Source organism: Pseudomonas sp. p50(2008) (genome assembly GCF_015351605.1).
In the GTDB taxonomy this organism is placed as follows: domain Bacteria; phylum Pseudomonadota; class Gammaproteobacteria; order Pseudomonadales; family Pseudomonadaceae; genus Aquipseudomonas.
Genome location: NZ_JACMYF010000013.1, coordinates 14065 through 29214 on the forward strand (window position 1 = coordinate 14065; position 15150 = coordinate 29214).

16 protein-coding genes and 2 pseudogenes are annotated in these 15150 nt (G+C 59.0%); 9 read left to right on the forward strand and 9 right to left on the reverse strand.

Annotation, left to right across the window (positions count from 1 at the left end):
• The first annotated feature begins 6 nt into the window (after positions 1-6).
• Positions 7-1020 carry a benzoate 1,2-dioxygenase electron transfer component BenC gene (benC, locus tag H7698_RS28585; protein ID WP_194693647.1) on the forward strand — a complete coding sequence of 338 codons (1014 nt, stop codon included), beginning with the start codon at positions 7-9 and terminating at the stop codon, positions 1018-1020.
• Between the two features lie 612 nt (positions 1021-1632).
• Positions 1633-2400, forward strand: coding sequence for a 1,6-dihydroxycyclohexa-2,4-diene-1-carboxylate dehydrogenase (locus H7698_RS28590; protein WP_194693648.1), 768 nt, complete (start codon positions 1633-1635; stop codon positions 2398-2400).
• Positions 2401-2418: 18 nt separating this feature from the next.
• Here H7698_RS28590 and H7698_RS28595 read toward each other — a convergent pair whose 3' ends face one another.
• Complete coding sequence (locus tag H7698_RS28595) at positions 2419-2781, reverse strand: NUDIX hydrolase (protein ID WP_162440561.1); 363 nt, start codon at positions 2779-2781, stop codon at positions 2419-2421.
• Positions 2782-2989: 208 nt separating this feature from the next.
• Between H7698_RS28595 and H7698_RS28600 the strand changes: the two genes are divergently transcribed.
• Positions 2990-3181 carry a DUF2188 domain-containing protein gene (locus H7698_RS28600; RefSeq protein WP_194693649.1) on the forward strand — a complete coding sequence of 64 codons (192 nt, stop codon included), beginning with the start codon at positions 2990-2992 and terminating at the stop codon, positions 3179-3181.
• 106 nt (positions 3182-3287) lie between these two features.
• On the opposite strand, the gene H7698_RS28605 is transcribed toward H7698_RS28600, so the two are convergent.
• Positions 3288-3527, reverse strand: a complete 240-nt coding sequence (locus H7698_RS28605) for a hypothetical protein (RefSeq protein ID WP_162440563.1) — start codon at positions 3525-3527, stop codon at positions 3288-3290.
• A gap of 174 nt (positions 3528-3701) precedes the next feature.
• Between H7698_RS28605 and H7698_RS28610 the strand changes: the two genes are divergently transcribed.
• Entirely contained in the window at positions 3702-3929 is a 228-nt protein-coding gene (locus H7698_RS28610) for a hypothetical protein (RefSeq protein ID WP_162440577.1), read from the forward strand.
• 69 nt (positions 3930-3998) lie between these two features.
• On the forward strand, positions 3999-4334 hold the full coding sequence (locus H7698_RS28615; protein WP_162440564.1) for a hypothetical protein: 336 nt from the start codon (positions 3999-4001) through the stop codon (positions 4332-4334).
• 3 nt (positions 4335-4337) lie between these two features.
• Here H7698_RS28615 and H7698_RS28620 read toward each other — a convergent pair.
• Positions 4338-4598, reverse strand: a pseudogene (locus H7698_RS28620) (RrF2 family transcriptional regulator); the annotation flags it as partial.
• Here H7698_RS28620 and H7698_RS28625 point away from each other — a divergent pair.
• The 4 genes and pseudogenes from H7698_RS28625 to H7698_RS28640 form a co-directional block, all read left to right on the forward strand.
• Positions 4595-5687: pseudogene (locus H7698_RS28625) on the forward strand (NAD(P)/FAD-dependent oxidoreductase); the annotation flags it as partial. The pseudogenes H7698_RS28620 and H7698_RS28625 sit on opposite strands and share 4 nt — an antisense overlap.
• A gap of 332 nt (positions 5688-6019) precedes the next feature.
• The gene (locus tag H7698_RS28630; RefSeq protein ID WP_194693651.1) at positions 6020-7309 is read left to right on the forward strand and encodes an NAD(P)/FAD-dependent oxidoreductase; all 1290 of its coding nucleotides are present in this window, start codon (positions 6020-6022) and stop codon (positions 7307-7309) included.
• Positions 7310-7336: 27 nt separating this feature from the next.
• Positions 7337-7891 carry a helix-turn-helix domain-containing protein gene (locus tag H7698_RS28635; protein WP_162440568.1) on the forward strand — a complete coding sequence of 185 codons (555 nt, stop codon included), beginning with the start codon at positions 7337-7339 and terminating at the stop codon, positions 7889-7891.
• A 20-nt stretch (positions 7892-7911) separates the two neighbouring features.
• Entirely contained in the window at positions 7912-9258 is a 1347-nt protein-coding gene (locus H7698_RS28640; protein ID WP_194693652.1) for a glutamine synthetase family protein, read from the forward strand.
• A gap of 126 nt (positions 9259-9384) precedes the next feature.
• On the opposite strand, the gene H7698_RS28645 is transcribed toward H7698_RS28640, so the two are convergent.
• From H7698_RS28645 to tagF, 6 genes are all read right to left on the reverse strand, one after another.
• Positions 9385-9522: a hypothetical protein gene (locus H7698_RS28645; protein ID WP_194693653.1), complete on the reverse strand. Its 138-nt coding sequence runs from the start codon at positions 9520-9522 to the stop codon at positions 9385-9387.
• A complete protein-coding gene (locus H7698_RS28650) occupies positions 9519-9746 on the reverse strand; it encodes a DUF6555 family protein (protein ID WP_162440571.1) in 228 nt (75 codons plus the stop codon). Before H7698_RS28650 ends, H7698_RS28645 begins: the two co-directional genes overlap by 4 nt.
• Before the next feature lie 104 nt (positions 9747-9850).
• On the reverse strand, positions 9851-10948 hold the full coding sequence (gene tssA / locus H7698_RS28655; protein WP_194693654.1) for a type VI secretion system protein TssA: 1098 nt from the start codon (positions 10946-10948) through the stop codon (positions 9851-9853).
• A 93-nt stretch (positions 10949-11041) separates the two neighbouring features.
• On the reverse strand, positions 11042-11560 hold the full coding sequence (locus H7698_RS28660) for an Hcp family type VI secretion system effector (RefSeq protein WP_162439829.1): 519 nt from the start codon (positions 11558-11560) through the stop codon (positions 11042-11044).
• Positions 11561-11723: 163 nt separating this feature from the next.
• On the reverse strand, positions 11724-14219 hold the full coding sequence (gene tssM, locus H7698_RS28665; protein WP_194693655.1) for a type VI secretion system membrane subunit TssM: 2496 nt from the start codon (positions 14217-14219) through the stop codon (positions 11724-11726).
• Positions 14216-15142: a type VI secretion system-associated protein TagF gene (gene tagF, locus H7698_RS28670; protein WP_194693656.1), complete on the reverse strand. Its 927-nt coding sequence runs from the start codon at positions 15140-15142 to the stop codon at positions 14216-14218. The genes tssM and tagF overlap by 4 nt, the downstream gene beginning before the upstream one ends.
• Positions 15143-15150 lie beyond the last annotated feature (8 nt).

The window sequence follows — 15150 nt, forward strand, 5'->3', positions numbered from 1 at the left end:
GCCGTCATGACGCATTCCATTGCATTGAATTTCGAAGACGGCGTCACTCGTTTCATCGACGCCAGTCCCCATGAAACCGTGGCGGATGCAGCCTACCGCCAAGGCATCAACATTCCGCTGGACTGCCGCGACGGCGCTTGCGGCACCTGCAAGTGTTTTGCCGAAGCCGGGCGCTATGACCTCGGCGAGGAATACATCGAAGACGCCCTCAGTGCCGATGAGGCCGAGCAAGGGTTTGTGCTGACCTGCCAGATGCGTGCGCAGAGCGATTGCGTGGTACGCGTGCCAACGTCTTCGGATGTCTGCCGTACGCGCCAGGCCCGTTACGACGGCACCATCAGCGCGGTGCGCCAGTTGTCCGACAGCACCATCGCGCTGTCGATCAAGGGCGAGGCGCTGAGCAAGCTGGCGTTCCTGCCAGGGCAGTATGTGAACCTCGCGATTCCCGGCAGCGAGCAGACGCGGGCCTATTCCTTCAGCTCGTTGCAGCGCGACGGTGAAGTCAGTTTCCTGATTCGCAACGTGCCTGGCGGCTTGATGAGCAGCTTCCTCACCGGCATGGCCAAGGCCGGCGACAGCATGAGCCTGGCCGGGCCGTTGGGCAGTTTTTACCTGCGCGAAATCCGCCATCCGTTGTTACTGTTGGCCGGTGGCACCGGCTTGGCGCCCTTTACCGCCATGCTGGAAAAAATTGCCGAGCAGGGCAGTGAGCATCCGCTGCACCTGATCTATGGGGTGACGCATGATTTCGATCTGGTGGAACTCGATCGCCTGGAAGCCTTCGCCGCACGCATCCCGAATTTCAGCTTCAGTGCCTGCGTCGCCAGCCCTGACAGTCAGCACCCGTTGAAGGGTTACGTGACCCAGCACATCGAACCGCGGCATTTGAACGACGGTGACGTGGACGTCTACCTGTGCGGCCCGCCGCCGATGGTCGAAGCGGTCAGCCAGTTCATCCGCGATCAAGGCATTGCCCCGGCGAATTTCTACTACGAGAAATTCGCCGCCAGCGCGGCCTGAACATTGACGTAACCGAACACGCACCACCTGTAGCAGCTGGCGAAGCCTGTGGTGAGGGAGTTCCTGTGGAGAGGGGATTCCTGTGGTGAATGGATTCCTGTGGTGAGGGAGTTCCTGTGGAGAGGGGATTCCTGTGGTGAATGGATTCCTGTGGTGAGGGAGTTCCTGTGGAGAGGGGATTCCTGTGGTGAGGGAGTTCCTGTGGTGAATGGATTCCTGTGGTGGGGGAGTTCCTGTGGTGAGGGAGTTCCTGTGGTGAGGGAGTTCCTGTGGTGAGGGAGTTCCTGTGGCGAGGGGATTTATCCCCGTTCGGCTGCGAAGCAGTCGTAGAACCTGAATGCAAGGTTTCCCTGATACACCGCGTTGGCTGATTTCACGACTGCTTCGCAGCCGGACGGGGATAAATCCCCTCACCACAAAGATCCCCTCACCACAGGAACTCCCTCACCACAGGAACTCCCTCACCACAGGAACTCCCTCACCACAGGAATCCATTCACCACAGGAATCACCTCACCACAAGAATCACCTCACCACAGAAATCCCCTCACCGCAGGCTTCGCCAGCTGCTACATGGCGTGTGCTCCTGATAGCGATTTGCAAAGAGGTAGGTATGAACAGATTTCACGAAAAAGTCGCGCTGATCACCGGTGCGGCCCAAGGCATCGGCCGACGCGTCGCTGAGCGCATGGCGGAGCAAGGGGCACGCTTGATCCTGGTTGACCGCTCCGAATTGGTGTTCGAGTTGCAACAGCAATTAGGCCAGGACAGCCTCGCGCTGACCGCCGACCTCGAGCAATACACCGAATGCAGCCGTGTCATCCAGGCGGCGGTCGAGCGGTTTGGTCGACTCGACATCCTCATCAACAACGTCGGCGGCACGATATGGGCCAAGCCTTTCGAGCACTACGAGCCGTCGCAGATCGAGGCCGAAGTCCGCCGCTCGCTGTTTCCGACGCTGTGGTGCTGCCATGCCGCGCTGCCGTTCATGCTGGAGCAAGGCAGTGGTGCGATCGTCAACGTATCCTCCATCGCTACGCGCAGCGTCAACCGTGTGCCCTACGGCGCGGCGAAGGGCGGGGTGAATGCACTGACTGCCTGTCTGGCGTTTGAAACGGCTGGCCGCGGTGTGCGAGTCAACGCCACGGCTCCCGGTGGCACCGAAGCGCCGCCACGGGTAATACCGCGCAATAGCGCTGAACAAAGCGCAGAAGAGAAGGTGTGGTATCAGCAGATTGTCGATCAAACCCTCGACAGCAGCCTGATGAAGCGCTACGGAACACTGGATGAGCAGGCCAGCGCCATTCTGTTTCTGGCCAGCGACGAAGCGTCTTACATCACCGGCATGGTCATGCCAGTGGGCGGCGGCGATCAAGGCTGATCCGGATCGAATCGGTGCCTACAAGCGGCGCCTGAACGCGTTGACGATTCGTAGCGTGGCGTCGTTTGTATTGAGGTTGTTGACCGCGTCCAGCGGATGCCAGACGCAGTCGACGATCTCATTCAAAGGGCGTGCGGCGTCGTAATTCACCACCGATGCTTCGTAGACGTGGTGAAGGGTGTCGCCGGATTCCAGTTCCATCAGGTAGAGCATGTCGTCCACCCCAAGCCCGGTTTCCTCCTGAAGCTCGCGAACGGCGGCGGCCGCAACGGTTTCGTTGCGCTCGACTTTTCCGCCGGGCAAGGTCCAGCGACATCGGGATTTACGCACCAGCAGGACGTGCCGGTCCTGCTCGCAGATGACCGTCGCGCGTACTTTCATGTGTAGTTTCCATAGGCCGGCAGTCACAAGACAGTCATAAAACTGCAACAAACGCGCCTGATCTAAACCGGCGGTCTGATCTTTGGAGTGGGCGATTGTGCCGAAAGTGCAATCTTATTTGCCGCGACGTCTGGTCGGCACCTTGGCGGCAGTCAGGTGTAAGGTAGGCACGTCAACCCTGGATATTCCTGTCTGAATGGAGGTGTACATGAGCGTTCCGATGTTGAACAAAATGCACATGAATGGTTACGACGTACTCAGCGTTAACAACGGCCCGTGGCGCGTATGCACCAAAAGTGACCGGCTTGGCGCGTTTCCCAGCCGAGAAGAAGCGTTGGCGTTTGCGGCAGCGTTGCCTGCGTATCGCGCGCGATCGTCGCGGACCGCAAACAATCAGTAGATAAGAGAAGCAAACGCGCGTTTGGATGTGGTGAGGGCGTAACTGTGGCGAGGGAGCAAACTCCCTCGCCACAAAAGCTTTTCTTTACATAAAGCCTGTTCGGCGTCTAAGCAGCCTTGTTGCGAGTGATGGTTTTGGCCTTCACCTCTTCGGCATACCCCGCCAGTCGTGCTTCGTCCCCCTGAAACAACTCGCACAGTCGCTTGGCCGCCTCCGCGTCCACGTCATTGCCGGCCATGCGCAGTTGTTCTGCAATACGCAGCAACTCGACCGCCGACCATCGCAGATCCGAAGCGACGCCCTGCAGATCCCGCCGAAGTTGCTGTTCCGATTCGTTGAGCCACATGCTGACCTCCTGCAATAAATTCTCCGTTACGAAAGACTAGACCCAAATCAGAGGTGGGGCAGGGCGATGCCGTTATCCCTTGAGGCGCTGCCGTTGGTCGGGAACATTAATGCGAACGAAAAGGCTGGATGTCGTATTGGAATAGCGACTATTCGCAAGGGCGAGGCCACTTCAATGACGACCACCGATGATTTCAGGTTCCACGCCCATGAGCTGATCGTCGAGCTGGACGCGGCCACTACGGAAATGATGATGCTGATTTCGGCTCATCAGCTCAACGGCCCGGAATGGGAAAGGGTCACGCAGCGGCAACATGACGCCTATGAGCGTTGGATGAAGTACCTCAACGAGAGGTCCTATCCGAATGCCACGGAACCTTCCGATAACAAACCAGCTGATTAAGATTGTCTGAGCGAATGGATGTCTGCACCACGACACGCTACATTTTCCTTTTCAGGAAAAGGAAGTGTCATGCGGATGCTTATTGCGGGAGTCATGCTGGTGTCGCTGGCGGGTTGCTCGTTGCCTGCTTCCGTGGTGCCAGGGGAGCCGAATGTCAGCAAGTACAGTGAGAAGCCGCCCAAGGAATACGCGGCGTGCGTGCTGCCGTTGTGGCAGAAAGAAGTCTCGAACACCAAACAGACTTCGATTTCCAATGGCTACAGAATCAATGCGCCGGGTATCATTACGGCTGACGAGATTCTGGACATCGTGAAGTCGAAGGACGGCAGCCGGGTTTCGTTGTACCAGGGGCCACCGTGGGCGAAATCGGGAGCACTGCGCCAGGCGGTGCGCGATTGTCTCTGAGGCTTAGTCAGTGATGTCGTTCACCGGGATGGCTTGCGGGTTCACGTTGCTTTTTTTCTCGCGACGTTCATTCATCCAGTGGTCCACCTGCTCACCAAATTCCGCTGGAGCCTTACGTCCGACCTTTCTGGCGAGATCAAGAATGGTCTGCTGAGACAACGCCTCTTCCATGCGTTTTTGCGCATTCATCATCGCGCCGTGAACCGAGCAGGGACCATCAAGGGCCCACTCGGGCGCAGTCCCTTCGAACAGGGCACAACGTCCTGGCCCCGCAGGCCGAGCTGCGTGCGTCCGCGATTCTATGAACCGAATGCACATCAACTGGCCGCGCCGCTTGGCGAGCTGTTCGATGCGGTTGGCGTGAAGTTCATCAAGGGCGCTGCCGAGACAATCGATGTGCAAGGCAAACAGGTGGGTTACCGCGATGATTCAGGCGCCCAGCAGGTATGCAGCTACGACAAACTCGTTCTGGCCACTGGCAGCCGTCTCGCTGTGCCAAACACGGCGGGTGCGATCGAGCATGCGTTTGATGTCGACCAGATCGAAGAAGCCGTCCGCCTCGAAAACCATCTCAAATCCTTGAAGCACCTGCCGCAGAGCAAAGCTCGCAATACCGTCGTGGTCGCCGGTGGTGGTTTTACCGGTATTGAAACCGCAACCGAAATGCCCGCTCGACTGCGTGCCATCCTCGGCGACGCTGCGGACATCGACGTGATCATCGTTGATCGTGGTGAAAAAATCGGCGCGTCGATGGGGGCCGAAATCAGTGTTTCGATCGCCGAGGCCAGCGCTGAAGTGGGCGTTGAATGGCGCTTGAAGTCGTCGGTGGTGTCTGTCGATGAAAACGGCGTGACCTTGGCCGACGGCCAGCGAATCGACGCTAAAACCGTGATCTGGACCACCGGCGTGCGCGCCAGCTCACTGACCGAACAAGTGCCCGGTGAGCGCGACGCGCTGGGTCGTCTGCATGTGGACAGCCATTTGAAAGTCATTGGCCAGGACGACATCTTCGCCACCGGTGACGTGGCCTATGCCGCCTCCGATGACATCGGCAACCATGCGATGATGACCTGCCAGCACGCGATCGTGTTGGGCCGTCATGCCGGTAACAACGTGGCCGCGCAGATCCTCGGCGTTGATCCGACCCCTTACCGCCAACCCAAGTACGTGACCTGCCTGGACCTGGGGGCCTGGGGCGCGGTGTACACCGAAGGCTGGGATCGCCAGGTGAAGTTGGTCAGGCAGGAAGGCAAGGCGCTGAAAACCCAGATCAACACCCAGTGGATCTACCCGCCGGCGGCAAATCGTGAAAGCGCTTGGGCGGCGGCGGATCCGTTGATTCCGATTGCTTGAGTTTTTGTCTGAGAGATGTAGGAACTCTGCTCAGTTAAGAGCTATGCGCACATCTGTGGCGAGGGGATTTATCCCCGTTCGGCTGCGCAGCAGTCGTAAACCCAACACACGCGGTGCACTTGATACACCTCGGTTGCAGGTTTTAGGTCTGCTTCGCAGCCCAACGGGGATAAATCCCCTCGCCACAGAGTATGCATGTCGCCTGAATGAGCATAATTACCTCTCTTCAAAGGGGCATCCAGAGTTAGAAATAATCAACATCGCCTTGCCGTTATGAAATATCCCGTGTATTTTTTCATGAAATTTAAATAATAAAATTTCATGAGGCCCGCATGTTTCAGCAATCCGATCAGCACGTCGACAGCTATTACGCCCACACCTGCGCTGATCGTGTGATTGATCGCACCCCTCTGGAAGGCGAGCACGACACCGAAGTATTGATCATCGGCGCTGGCTTCAGCGGTCTGCACACGGCGCTGCGCCTGGCGTTGGCCGGGAAGCGGGTGACGGTGCTGGAAGCCAGCCGGGTCGCCTGGGCGGCGTCTGGACGCAATGGCGGGCAGGCGATTCTCGGGTGGTCCTGTGACATGCCGCCGCTGGAAGCCGCGCTGGGTCTCGAACGCGCCCGGCGCTTGTGGGACGGTATGCGCTGGGCCGCCAGGGAATTGCGTGACTTGCCCGGTCGCCATTATTTCGATTGCGATTATCGCCCTGGCCACCTCTGGACATCAGTGATGCCGCGACGAGTCAGTCTGCTGACGGAGTGGCAACACGAGGCCAGCCACAAGTGGGGCCACGATGGATTGCAGTTCATTGCCAAGGAGCAGTTGCCGCAATGGGTGGCCAGTGATCGCTATCAGGCCGGGCTGTTCGATCCAGAAGGCGGGCACCTCAATCCGCTGAAACTCGCCCTCGGCCTGGCGGCTGCCATTGAACGTGCCGGTGGACGCATTCACGAACTGAGTAAAGCGACGAGCTATCGTGAAGAAAACGGACGCTATTCCGTCGACACCGAGCGCGGGTGCATTCGCGCGGATGTGCTGGTGCTGGCGTGCAATGCCTACCTCGATCAACTGGATCCCCAGCTGTCGAGTTGTGTGCTGCCAGTCGGTACGTATCAGGTGGCCACTGAACCGCTCTCGGAAGAGCTGGCCATCACGCTGCTACCGCGCAATGTGTGCGTAACCGACAACCAGTTCGTGCTCGATTATTTCCGCCGTACGCCGGATAACCGGCTGCTGTTCGGCGGTGGCTGCACCTACCTTGGCGGTATGCCCAAGGACATCGCCGCTGCGACCCGGCCGTATCTGGAACGCGTGTTTCCTCAACTTCAGGGTGTCGGTCTGGAATTCGCCTGGGGCGGGCACATCGACCTCACCCTCAAGCGCACGCCGGACATCGGTCGACGCGGCGATCTGTACTGGATGCAAGGTTACTCCGGGCACGGCGTACTCCCGACCCTGGCCGGGGCTCGCGCGGTGTCTGATGCGATCCTCGGTCAACCTGATGAACTCGCGTTGTATCAGGGGCTGGTCAACGACCGCTTCCCCGGCGGCAAGTACATGGCCGCTCCTCTGGAAGCCATTGGCAAAGCCTGGTATCGCCTGCGCGACAGCCTCTGAACCGCACTATTTCTGGAAGCTATCTAGATGGACATGCAAGAAGAAATATCGGCGCTGGCGATCCTGATCCAGGACCTGCGCAAACACAAAAAGTACACGCTCAAGGAGCTGGCGGACAAAATCGGCCGTTCGGTCGGCTTCCTTTCTCAGGTCGAGCGCGGCTTGTCCCGGCCCACGGTGGCCGACTTGACCGCCATCAGCGAAACCCTCGGCGTGCCGACCACCTATTTCTACAGCCTGCCCAAACCCATGGCCCTGCCGTGGGTGACCCGTCCGGACGAACGCCGCACGTTGTACTACGCAGACGGCATCACCGACATCCTCGTCTCGCCGAAAATGCGGGCGTCCTTCTCGATGCTCGAAAGCCGGCTCGAGGCGGGTGCCAGCAGTGGTGACCGGCACATGAACGACAGCTCGGAGCAGGGCGGTTATGTCCTCGAAGGCGAGCTGACGCTGTGGCTGGATGACGATCAACCGGTCACGTTGCGCACCGGCGACAGCTTCCAGCTGGCCAGTCATACCCACTGTCGTTACGGCAATCTCACCGACCAACTTACCCGCGTGCTCTGGGTTTACACCTGATAACAACAAGGAACATTACGATGGATGCTGTCTGCTCTGATCTGGTTGCTGAAGTGCGTGCGTTTCGCCAGCGCTTTCCGGATGTGCGATACGTTGACCTGATCGCCCTGGACATCCCCGGGCATTTTTACGGCAAGCGCTACCCGATCGAGATGCTCGAAAAAGTAGCCGCCGGCAGCGTGCTGAAACTGCCGCAGAACTGCGTGCTGCTGGGCACTCAGGGTGGACTGTTCAAAATCGGCGATTACTGCTTCAACGACGGTGACCCGGACGCCGCGCGTCGACTGGTGCCTGGAACACTGAAACTGGTGAGTTGGGAAAAGCAACCGCTGGGGCAGATGCTGATTACCTCGGACGGCACTGCCAATCCGATCGAGTTCGAACCCCGTGAAGTCCTGGCGCAGGTGCTGCAACGGCTGAACCGCAAAGGGATCTTCCCGGTGGTCGCGTTCGAGCTGGAGTTCTATCTGTTCGACCGTCAACTGCGTGACGGCCTGCCGCAGTTCCCCCGTGATCCGCTGACCGACGATGCCGATGATCAGCCGAACATGCACATCGAGCGGCTGTCGCGCTTTTCAACGGTACTGGACGACATGGTCGAGACCGCACGCGAGCAAGGCATCGAGACCACGGTGATCACGGCGGAGTTGGGGCCGGGGCAATTCGAGATTAACTTCGGTCACCTTGACGATGGCCTGCGTGCGGCGGACTGGGCGGCGTTGTTCTGCCGAAGCAGCCGAGGCGTGGCCCTCAAGCACCATTACCGCGCCAGTTTCATGGCCAAGCCCTACGTGCAGCACCCCGGCAGCGGCATGCATGTGCACGTGAGTCTTTACGACGAAGCCGGGAACAACCTGCTGGCGGCCAATGATCAGCAACCCCTGCGGCATGCTGTTGCCGGCTGTCTTGAGGTGTTGCCTCACTGCATGCCGATCTTCGCGCCTAATCACAACGCCATGCGTCGTTTGAGCGGTACGGTCAACACCGCCACTCGAGCCAGTTGGGGTTTTGAAGATCGGGATGCCTGTTTGCGGGTGCCTGATTCAGACCTGAAAAACCTGCGCATTGAGCACCGTTTGTCGGGAGCCGATGCCAACCCTTATCTGGTGTTGGCAGCCATTTTGGTCGGCTTGGAGCAAGGGCTGAAAGCCGGCCAGGAACCGATCACACCACTGAACGAAGATCGCAACAGCGGCATTGGTTTCCCGACCCAAATGCTCGAAGCGGTGCAAGCCATGCAAGGCTATGCGCCCGTTCGCGAAGGGTTGGGCGCGGAATTTGTGGACGTGTATTGCGAGAACAAACGCCAGGATCATTTGGCGTTCATGGAGGAAATCAGCGCGCGGGAATACCGTTGGTTCATGTAGTGGCATCCTTAAAAAATGTGTGGATATATAAGGACTTATAAACCTTAGTAACTTTATGGTTAATCAAAACATATTGTTACACGACGAAATATTCAGTAATATTCGCCCCGCGTTCACCACCACGGTTTATGCATTTTTAAGTCCCAGGCGTCCATCAGCTGCCTGGGATTTTTTTTGCCCGGAATTTGGCCCACCGCTTTTGTCGTGGATGCGCTCCCACAAGATGCTCGGGAAGAAACCTTGAATATCGAGCAAGTCACTCACGGCAATGCTTCCCATTTGACCTGGGTTACCCCGGACTTTTCGGCGTGCAGGCGCAGCGCCGCAAAATCCTCCTGCGCATCATCGTCCCCATACACAAGGCCCACACCCGCGTGCAGGCAGGCGTAATACCAGGCATCGGCATCGGTCATGTATGAGTCGGGCTGGACGAACACCTGTCGGGCGTCGTTCAAGCGGTAAGTGATTTGAAAATGCAGGGCGCGCATCCGATTCTCCAGGCGAAGCCACTACGACCTTGCTGGCCCATCGCCAGTTCCCTTTCTTTTCGGATGCGCGACTTGGATTACCGCGAGGCTTGCTCCAGTACAGGTCAGCCCTTCGATTCCTTGGTCCCGAGCACATCGCGGATGCTGTCCACCACGTTGCTGTCCTTGATCACGTCATTCAACCAACCTTCCAGCGGCATGTTGCCCCATTTGATCGCGCGTTCGATCAGGTAGGGGACAGGGCTTTGCGGTTCGGTTTGTTTGAAGAACTGGGCAATGCCCGCGAGCTGGGTGAACGCTTCGTCACGGGTCAGCGGGGTGGTGCGTAGCGGGGCGGTCGAGACGTCGTGTTGAATCTGGGTCATTGCAGCACCTGCAGGTTGGTCGGCAGCGCTGTGCGCGAGAGCCTGAGCGGGAGCGACAGGCGCGGGATGCAGTTCGATCCCCCGGTCCTTGAGCAGCTTCTCGGCCAGTTGGCCTGCGCGGGACAGAACGTCAGACAGCGAAGCAAAGCTCGGCGCGTCGGCACCGAAGAGTCGGTCAGCGGTGATCTGCAACTGTTGGCAAGCCTTCAGGCTGGCGCCAATCTCGCCGGCCTTCAGGCGCAGATGATCCGAATCGGTGAGCACCACCGAGCGCTGGAAGACTTCGGCGTTGATCTTGCCTTCATCAATGGCGGCACGCATGGCCTGGGGGTTTTGCAGTGCCAGGTTCTCGACATGCCTGGATTCGTCATACCGAAGCAAGCCGAACAGCTGGCCCTGGGTGATGGGCAATCCGCCGACGACGTCGGCCAGGGATGTTTTCATCCACGCCAGGCGAGCGGCGCGTTCATCGACTCCGTCTTCAAGGGACGGGTACAGGTCCGCCCAGAAGGCTTCAAGAATGCGTTCGGCCAGGGTGAGGCCGAAGGTGATACCCACGAAGTGGTATTTGTGCGCCAGGCCCTCGCTGAGCCAGGCAACGAGCATCAGGTCTTTGCTCTGTCGAGCCAGGCCTTGTGCAGCCAGCGCGATGGTCAGATCCCAATCCGAAGATTTGAGGTCGGTTTGCCAATCGCCCTGGGTGAGGTAGTCGGGGTCTGCTCGACGCGCTTCTTTCACCTGATCGAACAAGGTGGAAAAGCTCAAGTCTTCACCGCTCCCCTCATTGATGGGCGCTGTCAGTTCGGCCAGCGAAAGGTCGTTGAGAAATTCAGACATAGGGAACTCTGATCAAAATAAAAGAACACCGCGCCCAGGAACGGGCACGGTGCTAAACGCGGGCCGCGTGCGCGGCCCGCCATTACTGCAGACTTAAGCGAAAACCTTGTTGGCTGTGCGATCCCAGCCACCGGTGACGTTGCCGCCGCCCTGGCCATCGGCACGGCTCTGTTGGGTGTAGGTGGTTTTGATGCGCGCGAAGTTGAAGCTGATTTCTTCAATCGGCAGATCGCTTTCCGCTTCGTCTTTACCGCCCTGGCTACCGCCGGCAACGGTGTTGACCGAAGCCACGACCACTTCTTCCAGGTTGTAGGTCAGGTAGGTGACCTTGTCGCCACCGGCGCGGTTCACGTTCAGCTGGATCTTGGCGATGTGAGTGCCTTTGCAGCATGCTTCGAACAGCTTGGCAGTCGCTTTGTCGGCCGCTTTGCGAATGGTGAAGTTGCTCAGGACAACGCGTTCCGAAGAAGCACCGCCCGAAGAACTTGCTGTCGCAGAGGTAGCCTGGGTTGCGCCGAACTCGTAGCCCAGCACTTCGATCCAGTCCTTGTGCTTGTCGTCCAGTACTTCGCCAGGAATGCCGTCGATCTGGATGTATGCGTCAAATGCCATTTCTAATTTCTCCTTACCTACATTTAAACGGTGTGCCTGCGAGCAGTGCACAACCCTTCGTTTTAACCTCTTTGAAAACAATCAAGAGAGGTGTCTTGCCGTTGACCGGGCCTCAGATCGAGACAGCCCGGGCAGCGGTTTTTCTTCAGCAAGCGGGGCAGTGTCAGTTGACTGCCCGCACTTCGATTTCCACGCGCCGGTTAGGTTCCAGGCACTCGATAAGTTGGGCTCTTGATTGCTGCATATCGCACTTGACCAAGGGCTTGGTGCTGCCTTCACCGACCGCTTCGACCAACTCACCGGGAACGCCTTTGCCCACCAGGTACGTCTTGATGGTTTGCGCGCGTTGTTTGGAAACCTGCTGGTTGATTTGCGGGTCCCCCAGTTGATCGGCGTGGCCGGCGATGATGATCTTGCCAATGTCCGGCGTGCTCAACAGCTTGCCGGCGATGGCGCTCAGCTGGCTCTGGCCGGCGGTTTTCAGGCTTTGGAAGTCGGCACGGCCAAAGGCGAACAGCGTGTCCGACTCAAGCGTGATGGTTTCAATGGAACGCAACGACTGGGTCAGCAGACTGTTGATGTAGTTGCGCGAGCTGGACGTCAGGAAGGCGTTATCGAGAATCCGCGGCACGTCTTCTTCGTGGATCTGATCGCTGTAGAAATTGATCTGCCGACTGGCAAATTCGTAATCCTGAGTGGCGCTTTCAGTGCCGTTGGAAGCACCGATGGTCTTGCCGGTCTGGCGGGCGATCGCCGGGTACCAGTAGTCCGGGATTTTCGCCTTCAGGAACGCCGGGTCAGCCTTCTCGCGCTGGGCCCGGGAGAGCATGACGTAGGTGTCCAGCGTGGTCTTGCCGAAAGCCGCGATGGATTGCGCCCGGTTGTCGTCAGGCAGGGCCTTGGGCTCTACGCTGTCGATGCCGGTCACGGGCAGCAGTTGATTGGTGTTGCGCTGGTACACCTTCAGGGTGGTCAGCAGGTACAGCGAGCGGGTCAGGTTGTCGGCCGTGGGCTTGAGCATCACGCTTTCAAGGCGATCGAAATACTGACTGCGCACCAGTGGCTCGACTTTGTAACCCTGGTACAGCCCAAGGCGCATGCGCAGTGGCACGCCTTCGCTGTGGTGTTGCGCGTAGTAATGAGCGGTCCAGAAACGCATGCGATCCAGGGTTTGCCACGCGGTGTATTGCCCGGTTGTCGCGGCGTCGGCAGTCGCCGCCTGGGCCAGCTCCGTGGAGATGCTCTGCACGGTGTTGCGGTTGTTCACATAGGACCAGCCCAACAGGCCGCACAGCAACGTCGCGACCAGGCCGGCGCCACCAATCCAGGCGGCCTTGCGCCGACGTTCGCGATGGTTCGTGGTGTACAGCGCCACCAGATGCTGATCGGGGATGATGACTTTTCTGAACAGGCTGTTGATGAACAGCGGACGCGGTTGCGCATCGCCGCTGACAGTCTCCAGATCACTTTCCAGCGAGAAGCGCTCGGTGACCTGGCGTGCATGCCCACCCAGTTCAGGCTGGTCGGCGTCCAGCGCACTGGTGAAATAGAAGCCGCGCAGCAGTTCTGCTTTTTGATACGGGTTGGCGCGCAACAGCGCGTCGACAAACAACTGCAGCCTTGGCTTCAGGGCTGCCAGCTCCAGAGGGAAGCGATAGACCGCTGAATCCTGACGGGTGATCTGGATGTCCTGCGTCACCAATTGCTGGCTCGCCACCTGCTGCCAATAGGCAACCAGCTCATCCATGGCCACGCCGAATTGCTGGCCCCAATCGGCCTGCTCATAACCTTTATGGGCAAACGTCTTGCCCATGACTTCGCCACGGGCGACGTCATCCAGTTGGCGGTAGAAGGGGGCAAAACCCGGTACCAGGTCGCACTTGGTGAACACCAGGTACACCGGCAGCCGCACTTCCAGCAGCGCATGGGTCTCCTGGATGCGTTCACGCAGGCGTTTGGCAATGCGTTCCTGATCGTCAAGGGACGCTTGCAGGATGTCGTGGATGCTGACGGTGACGATCAGGCCATTGAGCGGGCGACGTTGGCGGTGTTGCCGCAGCAGCTGGAGGAATGCCCGCCATTTGCCGGCTTCTTCCTGGTTGTTCATGTAGCGCCCGGCGGTGTCCAGCAGGACGGCTTCGGAACTGAAAAACCAGTCGCAATTGCGTGTCCCACCCAACCCGGCCACGCGAGCGCCTTCGCGTTCTGCATAAGGGAAGTTCAGGCCCGACTGATAGAGCATCGTACTTTTGCCAGCAGCCGGCTGGCCGATCACCAGGTACCAGGGCAGGGCGTACAACGCGTCCTTGGGATTGCTGCCACGCGGCTTGTTGCTGTGCAGGCGCTCGATGCTTTGCAGCAGACGCTCGCGCAGCAGGCTGACTTCCTCGCGGTCCGCCGGGCTGGCGTTGAGCACAGCCTGGTCGGCGTCATCGCGCAGCAGGCCTTCGAGGTTGTGGTGTCGGGACACCCCGCGATACATCAACAGCACGTAGCCCGACGAGAGCGCCAGGAACACACCGATGCCCGTCAGCAGGCTGTTCAGCGAGCTGAAGTCAAAGGCCCGGCCGATGCCCCACACCACAAAGATCGTGAGGAAAAAGGCGACCCCCAGAATGTAGGGTTGATAACGCAAGAAGTAATACTTGATCTTGTTCATACAGACTTCGAATCCAGGGCATCGACAAAACGGTCGATGACGTCATCAAGGGGGCGGTCGATTTCGGGAAAAGCGTGTACCGGGTGGTGCTCGTCAAACGCGTCGAAAGACGCCAGTACGTCGTAGCTTTGCGAGCGCTCACCGATACCGGTCAGCACGCGATAGGCGTCGCTGGTCGTGCGTGATGCAAAGCAGATCAATCTGGGGCGCATGAAGTCGTCGGCCAGCAGACTGATCTGCGGCACCGCGTTGCCGGGTGTCATGCGCGTCAGCCAGGTCACCCACAAATCCGCCGTGGGGTTTTTCAAACCTCTTTCCGCCGGCAACGGCAGGGCCATGCCGATTGGTGAGCCGTTTTGCAGAGGTCGTTTCAAGGCTTGCAAACGAGTGAGCACGGCATTGGTGACGAACTCCGGGTACGAGCTTTCAAGCGCGGTTGCGATGTCGCGAAGGTTGAAGTTCACGAGGAATTTTGCGTGCACGCGCCGGAACAATTCGAAGTCCTGGAGTTGCAACGGGCGCAAGGCCTTGATGCGTTCGAACAGGACCGAGGTGCTTTCCCCTTGGGCGGCCATGTGCAGCAACGGCTTGATCTGCCCGCTGAACAGTTCGCCCAGGGTGAAGGGATTGACGAACGGCTCGGCATCGCTGGCTTTTACCGTCTGGAAAATGAAAAACGGATAGCGCCGCTGGCTGGAGTCCCTGGAACTGATCAACCCGCCCAGCAACCAGTTGCCACTGCGTGCGCGGTAGCAGAAAAAACACAGCGGCAAACCGTCGAACAGCGCTCGCCAATCCTCGTGACGCTGCAGGGACGCCAAGGCACCTTGCAGCCACGCATCGAACTCGCAGACGTCGTCAGATGCGCCGTGCAGGCTGACGAAGTCCGGGCTCGCGGGCACCTTGCCGAAGCAGCCAATCATTGGCCGCG

What these genes read in the sequence shown, in the direction of transcription:
- benC (WP_194693647.1), top strand. Translation starts at nt 7, where the DNA reads ATGACGCATTCCATTGCATTGAATTTCGAAGACGGCGTCACTCGTTTC.
- H7698_RS28590 (WP_194693648.1), top strand. Translation starts at nt 1,633, where the DNA reads ATGAACAGATTTCACGAAAAAGTCGCGCTGATCACCGGTGCGGCCCAA.
- H7698_RS28595 (WP_162440561.1), bottom strand. Translation starts at nt 2,781, where the DNA reads ATGAAAGTACGCGCGACGGTCATCTGCGAGCAGGACCGGCACGTCCTG.
- H7698_RS28600 (WP_194693649.1), top strand. Translation starts at nt 2,990, where the DNA reads ATGAGCGTTCCGATGTTGAACAAAATGCACATGAATGGTTACGACGTA.
- H7698_RS28605 (WP_162440563.1), bottom strand. Translation starts at nt 3,527, where the DNA reads ATGTGGCTCAACGAATCGGAACAGCAACTTCGGCGGGATCTGCAGGGC.
- H7698_RS28610 (WP_162440577.1), top strand. Translation starts at nt 3,702, where the DNA reads ATGACGACCACCGATGATTTCAGGTTCCACGCCCATGAGCTGATCGTC.
- H7698_RS28615 (WP_162440564.1), top strand. Translation starts at nt 3,999, where the DNA reads ATGCGGATGCTTATTGCGGGAGTCATGCTGGTGTCGCTGGCGGGTTGC.
- H7698_RS28630 (WP_194693651.1), top strand. Translation starts at nt 6,020, where the DNA reads ATGTTTCAGCAATCCGATCAGCACGTCGACAGCTATTACGCCCACACC.
- H7698_RS28635 (WP_162440568.1), top strand. Translation starts at nt 7,337, where the DNA reads ATGGACATGCAAGAAGAAATATCGGCGCTGGCGATCCTGATCCAGGAC.
- H7698_RS28640 (WP_194693652.1), top strand. Translation starts at nt 7,912, where the DNA reads ATGGATGCTGTCTGCTCTGATCTGGTTGCTGAAGTGCGTGCGTTTCGC.
- H7698_RS28650 (WP_162440571.1), bottom strand. Translation starts at nt 9,746, where the DNA reads ATGCGCGCCCTGCATTTTCAAATCACTTACCGCTTGAACGACGCCCGA.
- tssA (WP_194693654.1), bottom strand. Translation starts at nt 10,948, where the DNA reads ATGTCTGAATTTCTCAACGACCTTTCGCTGGCCGAACTGACAGCGCCC.
- H7698_RS28660 (WP_162439829.1), bottom strand. Translation starts at nt 11,560, where the DNA reads ATGGCATTTGACGCATACATCCAGATCGACGGCATTCCTGGCGAAGTA.
- tssM (WP_194693655.1), bottom strand. Translation starts at nt 14,219, where the DNA reads ATGAACAAGATCAAGTATTACTTCTTGCGTTATCAACCCTACATTCTG.
- tagF (WP_194693656.1), bottom strand. Translation starts at nt 15,142, where the DNA reads ATGATTGGCTGCTTCGGCAAGGTGCCCGCGAGCCCGGACTTCGTCAGC.